This is a genomic window from Brucella haematophila, from assembly GCF_005938105.1.
Taxonomy (GTDB): domain Bacteria; phylum Pseudomonadota; class Alphaproteobacteria; order Rhizobiales; family Rhizobiaceae; genus Brucella; species Brucella haematophila.
The window spans coordinates 82610-99423 of the sequence record NZ_VCPE01000015.1 but is presented as its reverse complement, the minus strand read 5'-3'; the positions used below and the strand labels follow the sequence as shown (position 1 = coordinate 99423).

The window sequence follows — 16814 nt, the reverse complement described above, 5'->3', positions numbered from 1 at the left end:
CGATGAGCGCGGGCGAGGTCGCTATTCATTGCTTGCACTTAAGGCATGACACTGTCTGCAATACAGATGTCTTGAGTATGGATGAAAGGGACCGGGCAGCTGCCTTTCGTTCTGCTCAGAGCCGCAAGCTGTTTATTGCCGGGCGGCAACTTTGCCGCTCGGTCATTGCACGTATGACCGGGCAAACGGCATCGTCAATTCACATTGCGATCAATCCCGCCGGAAAGCCCTATCTGCCCGACTATGACATACGCTTCAGCCTGTCTCACAATGCCAATTGCCTATTGCTTGCAACGAGCCGACATGCGGACATTGGTATTGATCTGGAAGCTGTTCAAAATGATCGTCGAGACGATCTTGAGTCGGTAGCTTCGCTGGTGCTGTCCGATGTCGAGCTGAGAGCGATTGCGCAGCTTGATGGGACGGAGCGGCACGATGCGCTTCTGTGGGCATGGGTGCAAAAAGAGGCTGCTCTGAAATGTTGGGGGCAAGGGTTTCTGGTCAACCCCACAAAAGTGCGCATCCCGTTGAATGAGTGTGAAAGCCATATGACAAAACAGACTGGAGCGGCGCGAACGACGATCCAGGGAGGACAATTTTCTGATGTCTATGGCAATCGATATTTTTGGGCGTTGGCCCAGGCTTGCAGGAACGGGATCGATGGAAGCAGATTGCGTTGGAACCTGAGCCACTTACCACCTTAACCGGATAAATATTGCGAAAACAAACAGATAAAAGAAACCAAATATATCTTGATTATTTCAATCCACTTTTATAGGCTGCTGTGGTCACTCGGCGGGGAAATGCAAACTTGGATTTCGAAGGGCCCGGAAATGACACTCAATCTTTCACAGTCAACATTGGATGGTCAGGTTCATGAAGCGCTTCTGATCCGTAGAAAGCTTTTGGCAGTTGCCCGTCGCATCACAGGCAGTGCAACGGTAGCGGAGGATATTGTTCAGGAAGTAATGTTGCAGCTTATCTCCGCGCCTTTGGGGGCAGAGGTGGAGCGCCCAGCTTCCTACGTGACGCGGATGGTGAGGAATCTCGCTACAGATTATGTTCGACGCCGCGAATTCGAAAGAGCTCTCTTCGTCGAAGAGCCAACCAGCGGCTGTATGGCGCAATATGGCAGTCCGGAGGAGCACGTGCGCGAATGTCAGGCATATCAGGCTTTTCGACATGCCATGGAAATCATGCCGGCGCGCACGCGTGCGTTTTACGAGCAATATTATTTTGATGGAGTTCCACAAAAGGTTATCGCCCAGCGGGCTGGAGTTTCTTGTGCACTGGTCTGCGGACTTTTGAAGGACGCACATCGGCTCTGTGTGGCTGCTATTGGGTCGAATGACGAGCGGAAGATGCCTGTCAGGCGCAGAACGAATGCCTGAGAACGATGCGCGAAAGGCGGGAGCTATCCATGCATGATGCAATAGAGATTGTCGAAAACAAGGGCCAGATTTGCCGGGATATCATGTCGGAACTCTCCGATTGGTTCAACGAACCGGCGGTGATCGAAGCATGTGCCGAGGCGGTGGAAGAACTGCCGATGTTCGGCTGCAAGGACGGCGATGATATCGTGGGCTTTGTCGCGCTGAAGCAACATCCGCCATCTGCGATGGAAATACTGGTCATTGCCTCGCGCCGGTCGCACCACCGGGCCGGAATAGGAAAACGGTTGCTCGCGGCAGCCGAACATGTGGCGAGAGAAGCCAATTGCCAACTCCTGACCGTGAAGACGCTTGCACCCCGTGGCAAGGATGAGCCGCAGTATGATGCGACACGTGCTTTCTATGACAGAAGCGGATTTATTCGGGCCGAGACGTTTCCCACTCTTTGGCATGAGGATCATCCATGCCTCTTCTTTGTCAAGCCGCTGAACGCATCGCATTGATCCTCGCGTATCACCAAACCATTGTTCCAAGAACTGTTGTCTATGACGTCTGAATTTGCTTCATTTTCCCTCCTGACGCGCCGTAGTCTTCTTCAGGCTACGGCAGGTCTGTGTCTGGCGAAAGGCTCATCTGCCCGGGCGGATGTCGAGCCGGTGACGCAGCGTGTGGTATCTCTGGATTATGGGCTGGTATCCACCATACTGGCATTAGGAGTTGCACCGGTTGCGATAGCCGGGCGCGCCGACTGGAGCAAGTGGGTGGTTGAGCCGGAGCTGCCATCGGGCGTCGCTGATCTGGGGGCTACCAGTGCGATCAATTTTGAAGTTTTGGCGAGCATCAAACCGACACTCATTCTGACCACGCCGTTTCTCGCCCCACTGAAGCCGAAGCTGGAAGCTATCGGGCCTGTGCTTGAACTCACGATTTATGCTGAGGGTGGCGACGCCTTATCCCGTTCCATCGCGGCGACAGAGGCGCTGGGGGTGGCGCTCGGACGCGAAGTACAGGCTCGCGATTTTCTGGAACGAGCCGACCGACAATTTGATGATTATGCCGCACGGATTGCCAAAATGAACGCCCCGCCGCTGGCGCTGGTCAATTTCGCGGATTTGCGTCACGCGCGTATTTATGGCGGGGGCGGGCTTTATCAAAGCGTTTTGAGCCGGATTGGTCTTAAGAATGCGTGGACAGGTGCCGCAAATTATTGGGGTTTTGAAACGATCGGTCTCGAACAACTGGCTTTGATGGACCAGAATTTGCGGCTGGTGGCTTTCGAGCCGCTGGTCCCTCCAGATATAATGGAAAGGCTGCAAGAAAGCCCCTTGTGGAGTTCACTCCCCTTTGTGAAAGCTGGCCGTTACACAGTGTTGCCCGGGGTTCTGATGTTCGGCATGGTGGTGGAGGCGTTGCGGTTTACAGACCTTCTGGTCAATGCACTGGAGCGCACGGCATGATCCGTCTTGCTTCATCATCAAACGGTTTGGCGCCGCTGATTGCTGCTGCCCTTCTGCTTTCGGGCGGATTATTGGCTTGGCATGGCATCGCCCCGGACATAGACAGATTGTTCGTGCCTAGCACAGACTACGATCCGCGATTTATCATGCTTGCCTATTCGACATTACCGCGTCTGGTGACGGCGTTGACAGGTGGTGCCGCACTGGCACTGGCAGGTACTTTGTTGCAGCAGGTGCTGCGTAACCCTCTGGCTTCGCCAACGACGCTGGGCATTTCGGCGGGGGCCAATCTGGCACTGGTCGTCACCATGCTTGCATTTCCAACGCTTGCAGGTTTTAGCCGCGACACCGTTGCGCTGATCGGTAGCGCTCTTGCCGCAGCTATCGTTTTTCTCATCGGTGCGCGGCGGAGTTTTTCGCCCTTTGCGTGTCCGACATCAACGCCCATGAGACCAAATTGTATTAATTGAGAAGAGAGGGTTTTCGGCTCATCATAGCTTTATCAAAGGACGCAAAGATGAGACAGAAACCCGTTCCCCAAACGTCTTCTGCGGAGAAGACGATCAAAGATATCCGTCGTGCCACGCGTAAACATTATTCGGCCGAGGATAAAATCCGTATTGTTCTGGAAGGTCTGCGCGGGGAAGACAGCATTGCTGCGATCTGCCGCCGCGAAGGGATTGCAGAGAGCCTGTATTATAGCTGGTCGAAGGAATTCCTTGAAGCTGGCAAGAAGCGCCTTGCAGGCGACACCGCCCGTTCTGCCACCAGCGACGAAGTAAAAGCGCTGCGTCGTGAAAGCCGTGACCTGAAGGAGGCATTAGCCGACGTCACCCTGGAAAACCGCCTGCTCAAAAAAAGCATGATCGGGGATGGGGGCGACGACGAATGAGATATCCCGCCACCGAAAAGCTTGAGATCATCCGGCTTGTGGAGCAGTCGCATTTGTCAGCCAGGCAAACTCTCGACAAGCTGGGCATTCCAAGGCCGACCTTCTATCGATGGTATAGTCGGTTCCTTGCCCACGGTGTCGAAGGACTGGAAGAGCGGACGTCCGCAGCTTCGCGGGTGTGGAATCGTATCCCTGACGATATCCGGGATCGCATCATCGCACTGGCGCTCGATCATGCCGACCTGTCACCGCGTGAACTGGCGGTGAAGTTCACTGATACGGAAAGTTATTTTGTATCAGAGGCTTCGGTCTATCGCTTACTCAAGGCTCACGACCTGATCACGTCGCCAGCCTATATTGTCATCAAGGCCAATGACGAGTTCAAGGACAAGACCACGAGGCCGAACGAGATGTGGCAAACCGACTTCACCTACCTGAAGGTCATCGGCTGGGGATGGTTTTACCTATCGACCATCCTCGACGATTATTCCCGTTACATCATCGCCTGGAAGCTGTGCACCAGCATGAAGGTGGATGACGTCACCGATACACTCGATCTTGCATTGGCCGCCTCAGGCTGTGACAAGGTCAAGGTTGAGCACCGGCCGCGTCTGCTGTCGGACAACGGTTCGTGTTACGTCGCCTCCGATCTCGGCGAATGGCTGGAGAAATACAAGATCGACCAGGTTCACGGCGCTCCCGGCCACCCGCAGACGCAAGGGAAAATCGAACGCTGGCACCAGACGCTGAAGAACCGCATCCTGCTTGAAAACTACTTCTTCAAGGAGGACCTCGAAGCCCAGATTGCAGCCTTCGTCGAGCATTACAATCATCGCCGTTACCATGAGAGCCTCGACAATCTCACTCCCGCCGACGTCTACTTCGGACGCGCACAGACCATCCTGCTCGAACGCGAAAGGATCAAACGAGACACCATCAGAAAACGCCGCTTGAACCACCAGGCCAAAGCCGCTTAAATCAAACCCCAAACCGAGCCGGAAACTCCAATCTTCAAAAACACAAATAGTCTCAAATCATTCGACGACGGACATACCGCTCAGGATATCAAAAGTGGCTACTCCTACTGTCTTGCTGCCGAGATTGCCCATCGTGGAGGCCTGCCAAGCGTCAGCGTAAAAAATGTCTCCTTTGATGCTTTGATTACGGGACGGACCAAGAATTACGATGTCGCAATCATGCAGCTTTTCAAAACGCCGGCTCGCGAGGCTGTCGCTGATTTCAGCGACCCTTATCTTCGCGTCAATACAGGTGTTCTTGTGCGCGCGAAGAACGATATCACTCCTGAAACGATCAAGGATGCAAAGATTGGTATCCTGATCGGTTCGATTCAGGAGAAATTCGTTTCGGACGTGCTGAAACCCAAAGAAACTGTAGCGCAGTTCCAAAGCATCAATGACATGGTGACCGCTTTAAGGGCGCGCCAAATCGATGCGGTCCTTCTGGACACAACGCTGTCAATGATCGCGGCGAAGCAAACGAACAACAAGTTGAAGGTCATCGGCCAGTATGAGGTGGGTGGGGACGCTTCGATACTCCTCCCGAAGGGGTCGTCGAATACGGCAATCGTCAACACGATTATTGCGGATTTGCGTGCTGAAGGTCGCCTCGACAGCTTGGTTGAGGAGCAATTCTCGCCATTCATGGGCGGGAACCCCAATGACCTGCCGCTTTGGAAAGCGCAGTAATCCATGGCTGCGCTTGAGACAGAAATGTCGTTTTCAAATACCCTGTTGAAACAAGGCGACATGGCGCCGCCACCACCGACGATACAGATAAAGATCGTCGCATTGAGCATGGTCCTGGTGGTTGTTGCCAGTGCTGCTCTGGTTGCTTCGAATGCTGCGCCGCAGTTTGGCAGTGCCGCGCCCTCGCTATCCGGCCTTGCCGTGGCGGCAGTCATTGCGTTGATCCTCTTTCCTTCTCTGGCTTCCAGTTTTATGAAAGCGAGCAGGGCAGCGGAGTGCTGGCGGCAAGGTAATGTGGTTGAAGCGCGCGCACTTGCACAAAAGTCTCGCGATTATGCTTCAATCGCAATTGGCCTTTCCATATTCATGGCCGTGCTTGTCGCAACAGGCTTTTTCCTGACGGTCAGCGATGGTGCAATTCGCGATACGTTTCTGCGCGGTGAACTCATCAAAACCAGCACGGTCGAAACTGCGAAAGCATTTACGATCAATATTTCGCTGGCAATTGGTGCGGAAATTCTGGCGCTGATCTTTGGGCTGTTGTTTGCCCTCGGCCGACTATTGCCGGGGAGAGGCATGGCTCCAGTTCGACTGCTGGCCATTGGCTACATCGACCTGTTTCGCGGACTTCCTGCGGTGGTCGTCATTTATCTGATTTGCTTTGGCCTGCCGCTCGCGGAAATACCAGTCATCAGTGAGGCAAATCCCGTTGTCTATGCCGTCATTGCACTGGCTATGACCCATGCGGCCTACAACGCCGAAATATTTCGCGCCGGTATTGAATCGGTTCATCCCAGCCAGTACTCGACCGCCCTTTCATTGGGGCTGACGCCGCGGCACGCGTTGTTACACGTGATCCTTCCTCAGGGTATCGGGCGGGTTGTCCCACCTTTGCTTGGCGGCTTTGTAGCGCTACAAAAGGACACGGCGCTGGTTAACATCGTTGGGATCATCGATGCGTTCGCGCAGGCCAAAATCTATTCAGCCAACCACTACAATCTGTCCGCTGTCACGACGGTTTGTATCTTCTTTATCCTCATCACAATTCCGCAGACGCGTTTCGTCGATTACCTTCTCGCACGACGCGCCAGGAGCGCAAAGGTTGGCTCTTCATGAGTGCGTTCATCGAGATATCAAACGTCGAGAAATCTTATGGAACATTTTCGGTGCTCAAGGGCATCAATCTCTCCATCAATGCCCATGAGGTTGTCTGTCTGATTGGTGCGTCTGGTTCCGGAAAATCGACTTTGCTGCGTTGCATAAACGGTTTGGAGGCGATTGACTCTGGGCAAATCGCACTACAAGGCGATGTTGTCACTGGGCTCGGCGTAGATCTTGTGCGTCTGCGACGGCGCGTCGGTATGATCTTTCAGAGTTTCAACCTTTTCCCTCATCTGACCGTACTTGAGAACATTATTCTTTCACCGGTTCGGACGCGGTTTCTATCGCGTGACGAAGCGACTGTCGAAGCAATGGCTATGCTGAAACGTGTTGGCCTCGATCATAAGGCCAAGTCGCGTCCTGACCAGTTGTCAGGTGGGCAACAACAACGTGTGGCGATTGTCAGGGCGATGATTATGCGGCCGTCCGTATTGCTGATGGACGAGATTACATCAGCGCTTGACCCGGCTCTTGTGCGGGAAGTCCTGGATTTGGTGCGTGAACTGGCCCGGAATGGAATGACTATTCTGATGGCCACGCATGAGATGGCATTTGCACGAGAGGTTTCGACCCGTATCTGCTTTCTTTCAAAAGGTGTGCTGGTTGAACAAGGAGCGCCCGATCAAATATTCGACAATCCACGCGAACTTGAAACGCGCAATTTCCTTCGTTCACAAATCAACTCCGCGGCATAGTAAGGCAACACCATTGTGGGCAACTCTTTTGCAGTGGTACCCCGCTGTCTTGTGCGTAACCAGCCCGTGTCAATGGCCGGAGAGTACAAGTGTGCGTACCGGCAACATGACCGCTTGAATTCGCAAGATCATGGCATGAACCAGTGCGGTCGCGTCGACGGCATGTAGGAAGATCGATCTCATCGTCCCGGCCTTGCCCGATTGAAGCTCTTCGTGATTGCTGGTGTAAGCATTGGCAATACAGCTACTACCAGGTGGAATATCAGCGAGCTGGCCTTCGTAAAGTGGTTCGAGTGTGACCGTGATTGTCCCGGGCGTTGAGAGCTGCTTTACATCAACAAGCTGGTCGCTTGCCCGGACTTGTCCGCCTGCAATCACATCCTGCACTTCCGTCACAACCATCGGAATGATTGTGAATGGTTTGCCTATGCACGTCGCTTCCGCAATCATACCGGGCTTCATGACTTGGGCTTCGATTTGACCGAAACCAGCGACAAGTCCGAGCCTGCCCGCCGTTTCAGGAACCAGCACTCCGGCAGGTCGAAGTAGCGGGTTGACGACTTCACCGACCCTGAGTGTAAACTGTTGAACGGTGCCTGTAACACCTACTTTGACGATGGTTTTATTGAGTTCCACTTTAGCTTGATCGGCGGAGGCTTCGGCGCTCGCCTTTTGGGCAGGAAGCAATGTGGCAAGCTTGGTTTCGAGCGTTTGTTTGGTGGCCGCCGCTGCTGCAAGCTCACTGGCTTTTCCATCAGCAATAGACTGGAGCCTTTCAACCTCGTTGCGGGCGGCCACATTGCGACGTTGCAGTTCGGCTTGGGTGTTTACGTCGTTCTTCGCTTGCAGGAAGGCGGCCTCGGCCTGCTTGATACGCGCATCTGCTGCAACGAGATCGCTTTTGGCAACGAGCATCTCCGCATCTATTTCGGCAATGCGCTTTTGCGCTGTTTCAAGCGCTGCCTTCTGCTGACTGCTATCCAGTTTGAATAATGGCTCTCCAGCTTTCACCTTTTGATTACGGGTCACGTAAACCTGATCTACGCGTCCACTTATTTCGGGGAGGATTGTCACCGTCCGAAATGCCGCAGTGGCATTGGATGTAGATGGGTGAAAGTAGAAGATCATGGTGATCAGAGAGACAGTCAGGATGATGCAGGCAGTAATCCCCCATCTGAGTTCAAACCAGACGGAGTAGATTGTAATCTCTCTCCCTATCCGTTTTCCTTGACGATATCGGCGGAACAAATAGTCCGGGAATATTGTAACCAGAGAGCAAAGCAAGAATTCCAACATTATTCTTGCTCCTGCTTTTTCTCATTGGTTCCGTCAGGTGCAGCGGGGATCACCTGCGCCGTCTCCTGCGAGGGGGGTGTACCTGTCGGAGTTACTGGTGTTGGCGGAAGGGGAAACCCATGCCGGACGATAATCCGCAGAGATCTGGCCATGGATGTTATTGGCGAAAGGAAATCCGGCAACTCTGCCATCGCAATCAATAATGCTGCGATCCAGAAGAGCTGGTTATGGGTGAAGAGTGAGATTAGCCCCAGAACTGCGACCAATTGAATTTGAACTTTATGCGTCCTGTGTGCGATTTGTTCCGGCAGCGCGTGGAGCCTCAAGTAGAGGACGCCAGTCAAGAACACGACACAAATAAGAAAGACGATCACGATGTTCAGAAGCACATCGCTCTGTCCGGGTGGAGTGATAAAAGAAGGTAGATGCCCAACCGCCGCTTTGTGCACGGTATCCGCTACTTGATCCATGCTGATCCAGCTCCCCATTGTCGGCACATGCCAAGCGCTTCATCAAAGATGATGACAATAAGGAGCGCTGTGATCCGCCAACTCTTCTGCTCGAGAACGCCAACGTAACCAGGTTATTAAGTAGTTATACTACTATAGTCTAAAATTATGGGTCCGTATAGCGGGAGTTTGTTGAGGCGTTGCGCGCCTGCTGAACGTAGTGAAGAATGGAGAATTCTTACGCGTTATCTGCGCGCGCAAACGTGACGTGGTAGTAACACTGGCTTCTGCGATAACCATTATCGCTGACCGCAGTTCGATTACCCAAAAAGTAGCTGTTGGTCAGAAAGAGATGCTCGCATGAGAGCCGGAACAGAGGGACGGAAAGTGTATTCAGCACTGCCGTTTATCCAAAATAATAGCTATTAAAAACTCCAGAATACAATACTATATGATAAAAATGCGGGCTGATGCATTCCTCAAGAATAAATCCCTATTGCACTTTCTTTGCCGTTACTTCAATCTTGCATAAGTGTCGCCTTATGAACGGTTCAAGCCCACCTTTGGATGGTTTTGAACACACAAGGAGGGGAAGATGGGTTTGAGGCACCGTGGTTTCTCGCGCTGTTCAGTCGTCAGGGTTTATGAAGCGCCCATACGGCTGGAGGTTAATGCTGCGATCCAGGAGCGCTAGCGATGGGCACTGTGGTGGCGCTGCGAACTTGCACGATGGCGTTGATCACATTGATCGCATTGTCCATTCTGCAGAGCACTGGGTGGGCGCAGAAGGCTCCCACCGAGGTGCCGCCTGAGAAAGTGAGGCAGCTTCTTGAAGTGCTCAATGAGCCGGACGTCAAGGCTTGGCTGGAAAGTAAAGCCGCGCCGCCGCCCGCAGCTGCACCGACATTTTCCGACATGTTTGCGAGTTGGGAAAGTGCAGTTCGCAACCGTATCGCAGGGCTTGCCGATGCCGTGCCGCGCATTTCTCAAGAGTTGGCGAATGGCGCCGATGTAATCGCCCGCGACGTCAATGATGGCAGGCCGGGGCTTGTGATCTTCATTGTGGCCGTGTTGGTGGCGGTGGGTTTCGGTGCTGAATGGCTGGTTCGGCAGTTTCTGCCGAAGGAAGCGCCATCCGGTGGGCGAAATTTGGTTCCGCAGGCAATCCTGACCAATCTGGCGGCTTTGCTAACTTTCGCATTGGCCAGTATCGGGTCGTTTCTTGCGTTGGAATGGCCGCCATTGTTGCGGAGGATCGTATTGACCCTCCTGATAGCTATTATCGCGTTTCGCGTGGTGCGGGCCATCTGCACTCCCGCCACCATCCTGTTGACCATCCCGCTTTCGGCGTCGCCAGATCAGCCGTCCGACGACGCGATGAACGAGATAGGTCTTGGACCAAAAGTGGACGTAGCAAATGTCGCAACGGCAAATTTTTGGCGTCAGCGTATCACCGTTATGGTCGGTATTTTCCTGTTTGGCTGGGCAATGGTCAGCATCATGCGCGCTGTTGGCATTTCGCCGGAAGTTGCACAAATAGCATCATATCTGTTGGGGCTTGGGCTGTTAGCGGCAGCGATTGAGGTGGCTTGGCGGCATCCTGATCACCGCGCATCGGCTTTGAAAGGAATGTTGCTGACCCTCTTCCTGATTGCTCTTTGGCTGGTCTGGGTTGGCGGAATGCTCGGGCTGTTATGGATTGGTATCTATGCGCTTGCATTACCGCCTGTCCTGCGTGGTACCGGTCGGATTGCGCAGGCACTTGCCGGTAATGACAAACCGGCTGGCGCTATCGGCGTAATATTCGATGTCATTGTCGCCCGAGGAGCGAGGGCGCTGGTCATCGCGGCAGCGGTCGTCTGGCTGGCCTATCTTTGGAAATTCAGCGCCGCGGCACTCTCGGGAAATGGGCTCGGCGAGCGTCTGGTCAACGGCGCGTTCAACGCCATCATTATTCTTGTAGTTGCGGATCTGCTCTGGCAGTTGTCGAAGGCATTGATTGACTATCAGTTGAGGCCTATCGATCCAGCTGATAACAGCGGCGCGGCGATGGCGCGTTCGGGTCGGCTGCGTACCCTGTTGCCGATATTCCGCAACGCGCTTGCCGCGTTCATTGCCGTTGTGGCCGTGCTGACAATTCTATCGGGCATGGGCGTACAAATCCTGCCGCTGATCGCGGGTGCCGGGATCTTCGGCGTTGCCGTTGGTTTTGGCGCACAAACGCTGGTCAAAGATATTCTGAGCGGGGTTTTCTATATGCTCGACGATGCGTTTCGCGTCGGAGAGTATATCCAAAGCGGTTCATACAAAGGAACGGTGGAATCCTTCAGTCTGCGTTCGATAAGACTGCGGCACCATCGGGGGCCTGTCTTTACAGTCCCGTTCGGTCAGCTGGGCGCTATCCAGAACATGAGCCGCGATTGGGTGATTGAGAAGATGACGATCGGGGTTACCCATGAATCGGACGTGGAACTGGCCCGCAAGCTTGTCAAGAAGATCGGTCAGGAACTGGCGGTAGATCCGGAATTCGCGGCAGACACGATCGAGCCTTTGAAGATGCAGGGTATCGATAGTTTCGGTGAGTATTCGATCGTGCTGCGGATGAAGCTGATGACCAAGCCTGGCACACAGTTCGGCATAAAGCGGCGAGCCTTCATGATGATCAAGAAGGCTTTCGAGGAAAATGGTATCAAGATCGCTTATCCCACAGTTCATGTCGAAGGCGGCAGCGAGACGGCTGCTGCCAGCCATGAAATTGTGCGCAAGATGCAGGCGGAAGCCGCGGCAACCGAGGCAAAAGCATGATTGTCTGAGGTGGCACGAACGCAGATCCGACAGAGCGAAGCTGTCGCAGCCTTGCATCAGTTCTTGACTAGCTCCGGCGTTGGATGATCAGGCCCTATTATTGATTGGGGATCAAATCTCAAGCGAGAATGATTGCAAATGACAAGTAAAAAGCTTGTCTTGCGGCTTTGGTCGGTGCAAAATGAAAAAGCGCTTCAATTTCAAGCGATTTCAGCATGTAGGGCATTGATTGACATGGCAGCCACGACCAAATTGATGACGCCATGAAGATCGCTTTTTATTCCCCGTTGAAATCACCGCACCATCCGGTTCCTTCTGGAGATCGGTTGATGGCGAGGCTGTTGAATGCAGCACTGCGGCGTGCGGGTCATGCGGTGGAAGTCGTATCGGAATTTCGTAGCTTCCTGAAGGTGCCATCAGTCGAAGCCTTTGCCGCGTTGGAGATGCAAGCAGAGCGGGAGGTCACGCAGATTTCGACGCTTTGGCGGGGTAAAACCGTCCCGGATTTGTGGTTGACATATCATCCCTATTACAAGGCTCCCGATTTGCTTGGGCCGGTACTTTCAACCTCATTCAGCATACCTTACGTGACAGTCGAAGCATCGTATTCCGCGAGACGCAACACGGGCATCTGGACAGAGATACAGCAAAGCTTGCTGAAAACTGTGGAAGAGGCCACCGTCAACATCTGCCTGACCGAGCGTGACCGGAGGGGATTGGAAGAGGTGGTGCCCGAAGCTCGGGTCGCGATGTTGGCGCCTTTCATCGATTGTGCCGGGTTTGCCGAGGTGATGCCCCATCCACAGCATGATCGCTTGATAGCGGTGGCAATGATGCGCAGCGGTGACAAAATGGACAGTTATCGAATGCTGGCGGGATCACTGGCGCTGCTCAATGATATCCCATGGACACTTTCCATCGTGGGTGATGGTGCCTGTCGCACAGAGGTGGAAGCATTGTTTGCCGGTTTTTCGCCGGAACGAATCCAGTGGCACGGGGAATTGGAACCATCGGAAATCGCGGGGTTATTCGCGCAAAGTACTCTTTATGTGTGGCCTGGATGCGGCGAGGCTTACGGGCTGGCTTATCTGGAAGCACAGGCGGCCGGTCTGCCAGTTGTGGCTCAGGCGATTGCTGGTGTGCCAGAAGTCGTGGTCAACGGGCGTACCGGTATTCTCACGCCGCCGGGCGATGTTGTGGCATATGCTCAAGCGATACGCTTGGCGCTGGCGAATGGCCAAACCCGCAACGACATGGCCTTTGCGGCTCGACAGTTCGTGCGAGACGAGCGGTCATTGGAAGTGGCGTCTGAACGTCTTGATGAAATTCTCAAATATCATGTGGGCAGCAAGTAATGGGAACTGACATCTGGGAACCGCTAAACCGCGAACTGGATCGATGGCATAAGGCTGGCAAAGTTGCGGACCTCTGGCTACGTGATGACGATGCCGTTTTCCCAACACCGGCGCTGACACAACTGCTTGATCTGAGCGCATGTCATTCTGTTCCTGTGGCGCTGGCTGTGATCCCCGAGCATACGGGAGAGTTGCTTGCTGACTACCTCGCAGATTGGCCGCTGGCTACGGTTGTCGTCCACGGCTGGTCGCACACCAATTTTGCCGGTGAGCACGAGAAGAAGCAGGAGCTTGGCGAGCACAGGCCGATTGATGTTGTCGCAGCGGAGCTGAAATCTGGCTTAAACCGTCTTGAGGTGCTCCATGCTGGCCGTTTTGCACCCGTTCTGGTGCCGCCATGGAATCGCATTGCGCCGTCGTTAGTGGGTGTGCTTGCTGGCCTTGGGTTCGGTGCTCTGTCGGTTTTCGGACCGGAGAAGCTCGGTCCATTGCCGATGATCAACACTCATGTCGATCTGATGGACTGGCATGGAACGCGGGGCGCCCGTGACCACGTTGCTTTGATCGATGACATCGTCCGTCGATTGCGGGTGATGTTCGATGGCGGCGGCAGCATGGGCTTTCTGACTCATCATCTGGTACACGACGAGTCTGCGTGGCAGTTTCTCGACGTGTTCTTTGAACAGACAGCATCTCATCCTGGCAACCGATGGGTAGCGCTGCCGGATATGCTTGCTCAGACTTAGACGTCGAAGGTCTGACCTTCCCGCGCTGAGAAGGCGCCTGCAAACTGACTAGCGGCTTGCCGGTCGATCAGTTCGATCTCGGCGTCTGTGCGCAACGGCGAATGGTGGATGAAAGCCACATTCTTCGCACCTGCTGCCTTGGCGAGCCGGATAGCGTGCTGCCATGAAGAATGTCCGTAACCGATATGCTTTGGCATTTCCTCATCGGTATAGGTGGTGTCGTAGAGGAAAAGGTCTACGCCTTCGATCAGACTCAACACGGCAGGATCGAGGATACCCGGTTCATGCTCGGTATCGGTGATAAGCGCTACCGAACGTCCACCCCATTGCACGCGATAGCCGATTGCACCGCCGGGATGATTGAGGCTTCCGGTTCTGATCTCAACACCGGGATGGGGTTTCAGAATGTCGCCGGATTTAAAATCCTTACAAATCATTTTTGCGGGGCAGACGTCTATTTCGATTGGAAACCACGGGGGGCGTATAAATTCCGCAACAATCTCGCTCGTGCTCATCTTCCCGTACATATGCCCGGACCAGAGTTCCACCGCCGAACGGGCATCAAAGAGTGGCGCGAAATAAGGCAGGCCGATAATGTGATCATAATGACAGTGTGAAAAGAACAGCTTGAAGTTGGAAATGCCTTCGGCAAGCAACGATTTTCCGGCAGGCAGCAGGCCAGATCCGGCATCGAACAGCAATCTGTGTTCACCGCATTGCATCTCGATGCAGACAGTATTGCCGCCATACTGCCTGAAATCCGGTCCTGAGACCGGCAGACTGCCCCGCACTCCCCAAAAACGCACCCGAAACACTGTGTCGCTCTCTCTTTCTGCCGTCGCGCAATTTCGAAGGCTGCTACTCCCCAGGAGTTCTGGCTCTTCGGCAAGAAAATCAACGTTTGTCCGACCGTTTCCGGTTTTGTCGCAATCATGGCATGTTAGCCAGACGGCGAAGCTTATGCGAGCGCCGAATCTAGCTTGCTACTAAATATGTAGCATTCTTGTCGGTGGTATGAAGCGTGAGAAGTTGTAAAGGAAATCTCTAAGGGATGACATCAGAGTTCCCGCCCATTGCCGTGATTGCCGACGCGCACTACCACGATATTCTCGGCGACTACGGCACTGCCGGGGTCACGGTGAACAAGCGGACCATGGCATTGCGTCCATTTGCCAACACCGTCCGTTCGACACGCGTGTTCAACGAGAGCGCCGCCGCATTGCGATACGCGCTGGATGATGCAGCCGTGCGGGGAATCCGCCACATTGTCCTTCTGGGTGACTACTCGGATGACGGCCAGACGGCGACCATGACAGGTTTGCGGACCCTTCTGGACGATTACGCCAGACGCCAAGGCATGCAGTTCTATGCGGTGCCGGGCAATCACGATATTTTTGGCCCTGGCGGGCGCCATCGGTCGAAACGTTTTCTGAATGCTCGCGGTGGCCACGATCTGATAACCAGCAATCCGGCACGCAAGGCTTCGCCAGACGACGATGCCTTGATCATCAGCGAAAAACTGCATTGCGCAGGTTATCCGCTCGGCCTTCAGTCCGTAGGCGATGTCGGCTTTTTCCGAAAGCCAGAATATCTGCATTGGGAAACCCCGTTTGGCACTGAGGATCATCCATCAGCGAGGGAGTTCGAAATTCGCTCGCCTGACGGTCTGACTGTTCGCACACTCATGGATGCGTCCTATCTCGTCGAGCCTGTCGAAAATCTATGGATGCTGATGATCGACGCCAACGTGTTCGTGCCGGTGGCGGGAGAAACCGGCGATGCGGAGGAGGCTTTCACCGACAGCACCGATGCCGGCTGGAACGCTATGCTGATCCATAAACGCTTTATTCTGGATTGGGTGAAATCGGTCACTGAACGGGCGCGAAAACTCGGAAAGACGGTCGTCGCATTTTCTCATTATCCGGCCCTCGATCCGCTGGACAGCACGCGCGATGACGAACTTGCCGTTCTTGGGCAAACGAGCCTCTTGGGACGTATCCCGAAACCGGATGTTGGTGATGCCTTGGTTGATGCAGGCATTTGCGTGCATTTCAGTGGTCATCTTCATATCAACGATACGGCTCGCCATCGCAATGCCAATGGCTTTCTGTTCAATGTGTCCGTGCCCTCGCTGGTCGCTTTTCCCGGCGCTTACAAGATTTTGCGCATCCAGCCCAATTCGCTGGATATCGAGACGATCAGCATTGATGACATGGCACTCGACACTGACATCCTCTCTCAATATGCCGCCGAGGCGAAGAGGAACAAAATCAATCCTGGCGAACTGCTTAACGCTGCCAATCATGGGGAATTCCTGTCGAGCCACCTTGCGCATCTCGTCGGCAGGCGTTTTTTGCGCCGGGAGTGGCCGGAAGAACTTGCTGAAGCAGTGAGAAATCTTGGGCTGCTGGATTTGGCCGCTCTGGCGCTCGTCGAGCATCCCCTCAGTTCCGGCGCGCCCGCCGATCTCAAAGCGGCAATTGGTGATAGTGATATCCAGCGCCAGCTAACTATCTCTGCCGTGGAATACGGACTTGATCCCGCCTTGCTGTCGCGGATAAGCGCAATGACGTTTCTGGGTGACTGGTATCGTGTCAGGATGGGCAGTGATCTGGGGCTTGAAGCCATATCTGAGCCACATCTTGCAGCCTACAAATGGGTGTCGGACCTCTATGTCTGCCGCATAAAAGCGATGACAACCGGGTCGATGCAGGAAGCCTTCGGCAGACTTTTCCAGATGTTCGACCGCTTCATTTCCGGTTTGCCATCACGAAACTTTGTCATTGATCTGACCACCGGCGAGATACATCCGAGATGACCAGCGCATTTCTGTATGCAAATCGGCCATAGGAATTGACCAG

Annotated in this window: 15 protein-coding genes and 1 pseudogene; 13 read left to right on the top strand and 3 right to left on the bottom strand. The window is 54.1% G+C overall.

The window, feature by feature from the left end; all coding sequences use genetic code 11:
* The first annotated feature begins 2 nt into the window (after positions 1-2).
* From FGI60_RS20250 to FGI60_RS20210, 9 genes and pseudogenes are all read left to right on the top strand, one after another.
* Positions 3-704, top strand: coding sequence for a 4'-phosphopantetheinyl transferase family protein (locus FGI60_RS20250; RefSeq protein ID WP_138786719.1), 702 nt, complete (start codon positions 3-5; stop codon positions 702-704).
* A gap of 129 nt (positions 705-833) precedes the next feature.
* Positions 834-1391: a sigma-70 family RNA polymerase sigma factor gene (locus FGI60_RS20245; protein ID WP_138786768.1), complete on the top strand. Its 558-nt coding sequence runs from the start codon at positions 834-836 to the stop codon at positions 1389-1391.
* 29 nt (positions 1392-1420) lie between these two features.
* Positions 1421-1894 (top strand): GNAT family N-acetyltransferase, encoded by a 474-nt coding sequence (locus FGI60_RS20240; protein WP_138786718.1) that lies wholly within the window; start codon positions 1421-1423, stop codon positions 1892-1894.
* 42 nt (positions 1895-1936) lie between these two features.
* The gene (locus FGI60_RS20235; RefSeq protein WP_138786717.1) at positions 1937-2848 is read left to right on the top strand and encodes an iron-siderophore ABC transporter substrate-binding protein; all 912 of its coding nucleotides are present in this window, start codon (positions 1937-1939) and stop codon (positions 2846-2848) included.
* Positions 2845-3276: pseudogene (locus tag FGI60_RS20230) on the top strand (iron chelate uptake ABC transporter family permease subunit); the annotation flags it as partial. The gene FGI60_RS20235 and the pseudogene FGI60_RS20230, both read left to right, overlap by 4 nt.
* An 89-nt stretch (positions 3277-3365) precedes the next feature.
* Positions 3366-4717, top strand: a protein-coding gene (locus tag FGI60_RS20225; RefSeq protein ID WP_094538818.1) for an IS3 family transposase whose coding sequence is annotated in 2 segments (ribosomal slippage) — positions 3366-3702 and positions 3702-4717 — 1353 coding nt in all. Because the reading frame shifts where the segments join, the coding sequence is not laid out codon by codon here.
* On the top strand, positions 4718-5446 hold the full coding sequence (locus FGI60_RS20220) for an ABC transporter substrate-binding protein (protein WP_138786716.1): 729 nt from the start codon (positions 4718-4720) through the stop codon (positions 5444-5446). It abuts the gene before it with no gap.
* Positions 5447-5449: 3 nt separating this feature from the next.
* The gene (locus FGI60_RS20215; RefSeq protein WP_138786715.1) at positions 5450-6562 is read left to right on the top strand and encodes an amino acid ABC transporter permease; all 1113 of its coding nucleotides are present in this window, start codon (positions 5450-5452) and stop codon (positions 6560-6562) included.
* Positions 6559-7302, top strand: coding sequence for an amino acid ABC transporter ATP-binding protein (locus FGI60_RS20210; RefSeq protein WP_138786714.1), 744 nt, complete (start codon positions 6559-6561; stop codon positions 7300-7302). Before FGI60_RS20215 ends, FGI60_RS20210 begins: the two co-directional genes overlap by 4 nt.
* A 69-nt stretch (positions 7303-7371) precedes the next feature.
* Here FGI60_RS20210 and FGI60_RS20205 read toward each other — a convergent pair whose 3' ends face one another.
* Both FGI60_RS20205 and FGI60_RS20200 read right to left on the bottom strand, forming a co-directional pair.
* On the bottom strand, positions 7372-8598 hold the full coding sequence (locus tag FGI60_RS20205; protein WP_138786713.1) for an HlyD family secretion protein: 1227 nt from the start codon (positions 8596-8598) through the stop codon (positions 7372-7374).
* Positions 8598-9068: a hypothetical protein gene (locus FGI60_RS20200; RefSeq protein WP_235889878.1), complete on the bottom strand. Its 471-nt coding sequence runs from the start codon at positions 9066-9068 to the stop codon at positions 8598-8600. The genes FGI60_RS20205 and FGI60_RS20200 overlap by 1 nt, the downstream gene beginning before the upstream one ends.
* A gap of 675 nt (positions 9069-9743) precedes the next feature.
* On the opposite strand from FGI60_RS20200, the gene FGI60_RS20195 reads away from it, so the two are divergent.
* From FGI60_RS20195 to FGI60_RS20185, 3 genes are all read left to right on the top strand, one after another.
* On the top strand, positions 9744-11852 hold the full coding sequence (locus FGI60_RS20195; protein ID WP_138786712.1) for a mechanosensitive ion channel family protein: 2109 nt from the start codon (positions 9744-9746) through the stop codon (positions 11850-11852).
* Between the two features lie 263 nt (positions 11853-12115).
* Complete coding sequence (locus tag FGI60_RS20190; protein WP_138786711.1) at positions 12116-13207, top strand: glycosyltransferase family 4 protein; 1092 nt, start codon at positions 12116-12118, stop codon at positions 13205-13207.
* Entirely contained in the window at positions 13207-13953 is a 747-nt protein-coding gene (locus FGI60_RS20185; RefSeq protein WP_138786710.1) for a polysaccharide deacetylase family protein, read from the top strand. The genes FGI60_RS20190 and FGI60_RS20185 overlap by 1 nt, the downstream gene beginning before the upstream one ends.
* Here FGI60_RS20185 and FGI60_RS20180 read toward each other — a convergent pair.
* Positions 13950-14768, bottom strand: coding sequence for an MBL fold metallo-hydrolase (locus FGI60_RS20180; RefSeq protein WP_235889877.1), 819 nt, complete (start codon positions 14766-14768; stop codon positions 13950-13952). The two genes, FGI60_RS20185 and FGI60_RS20180, sit on opposite strands and share 4 nt — an antisense overlap.
* A 236-nt stretch (positions 14769-15004) precedes the next feature.
* Between FGI60_RS20180 and FGI60_RS20175 the strand changes: the two genes are divergently transcribed.
* Positions 15005-16771 carry a metallophosphoesterase family protein gene (locus FGI60_RS20175; RefSeq protein ID WP_138786709.1) on the top strand — a complete coding sequence of 589 codons (1767 nt, stop codon included), beginning with the start codon at positions 15005-15007 and terminating at the stop codon, positions 16769-16771.
* Positions 16772-16814 lie beyond the last annotated feature (43 nt).

What these genes read in the sequence shown, in the direction of transcription:
- FGI60_RS20250 (WP_138786719.1), top strand. Translation starts at nt 3, where the DNA reads ATGAGCGCGGGCGAGGTCGCTATTCATTGCTTGCACTTAAGGCATGAC.
- FGI60_RS20245 (WP_138786768.1), top strand. Translation starts at nt 834, where the DNA reads ATGACACTCAATCTTTCACAGTCAACATTGGATGGTCAGGTTCATGAA.
- FGI60_RS20240 (WP_138786718.1), top strand. Translation starts at nt 1,421, where the DNA reads ATGCATGATGCAATAGAGATTGTCGAAAACAAGGGCCAGATTTGCCGG.
- FGI60_RS20235 (WP_138786717.1), top strand. Translation starts at nt 1,937, where the DNA reads ATGACGTCTGAATTTGCTTCATTTTCCCTCCTGACGCGCCGTAGTCTT.
- FGI60_RS20215 (WP_138786715.1), top strand. Translation starts at nt 5,450, where the DNA reads ATGGCTGCGCTTGAGACAGAAATGTCGTTTTCAAATACCCTGTTGAAA.
- FGI60_RS20210 (WP_138786714.1), top strand. Translation starts at nt 6,559, where the DNA reads ATGAGTGCGTTCATCGAGATATCAAACGTCGAGAAATCTTATGGAACA.
- FGI60_RS20205 (WP_138786713.1), bottom strand. Translation starts at nt 8,598, where the DNA reads ATGTTGGAATTCTTGCTTTGCTCTCTGGTTACAATATTCCCGGACTAT.
- FGI60_RS20200 (WP_235889878.1), bottom strand. Translation starts at nt 9,068, where the DNA reads ATGGATCAAGTAGCGGATACCGTGCACAAAGCGGCGGTTGGGCATCTA.
- FGI60_RS20195 (WP_138786712.1), top strand. Translation starts at nt 9,744, where the DNA reads ATGGGCACTGTGGTGGCGCTGCGAACTTGCACGATGGCGTTGATCACA.
- FGI60_RS20190 (WP_138786711.1), top strand. Translation starts at nt 12,116, where the DNA reads ATGAAGATCGCTTTTTATTCCCCGTTGAAATCACCGCACCATCCGGTT.
- FGI60_RS20185 (WP_138786710.1), top strand. Translation starts at nt 13,207, where the DNA reads ATGGGAACTGACATCTGGGAACCGCTAAACCGCGAACTGGATCGATGG.
- FGI60_RS20175 (WP_138786709.1), top strand. Translation starts at nt 15,005, where the DNA reads ATGACATCAGAGTTCCCGCCCATTGCCGTGATTGCCGACGCGCACTAC.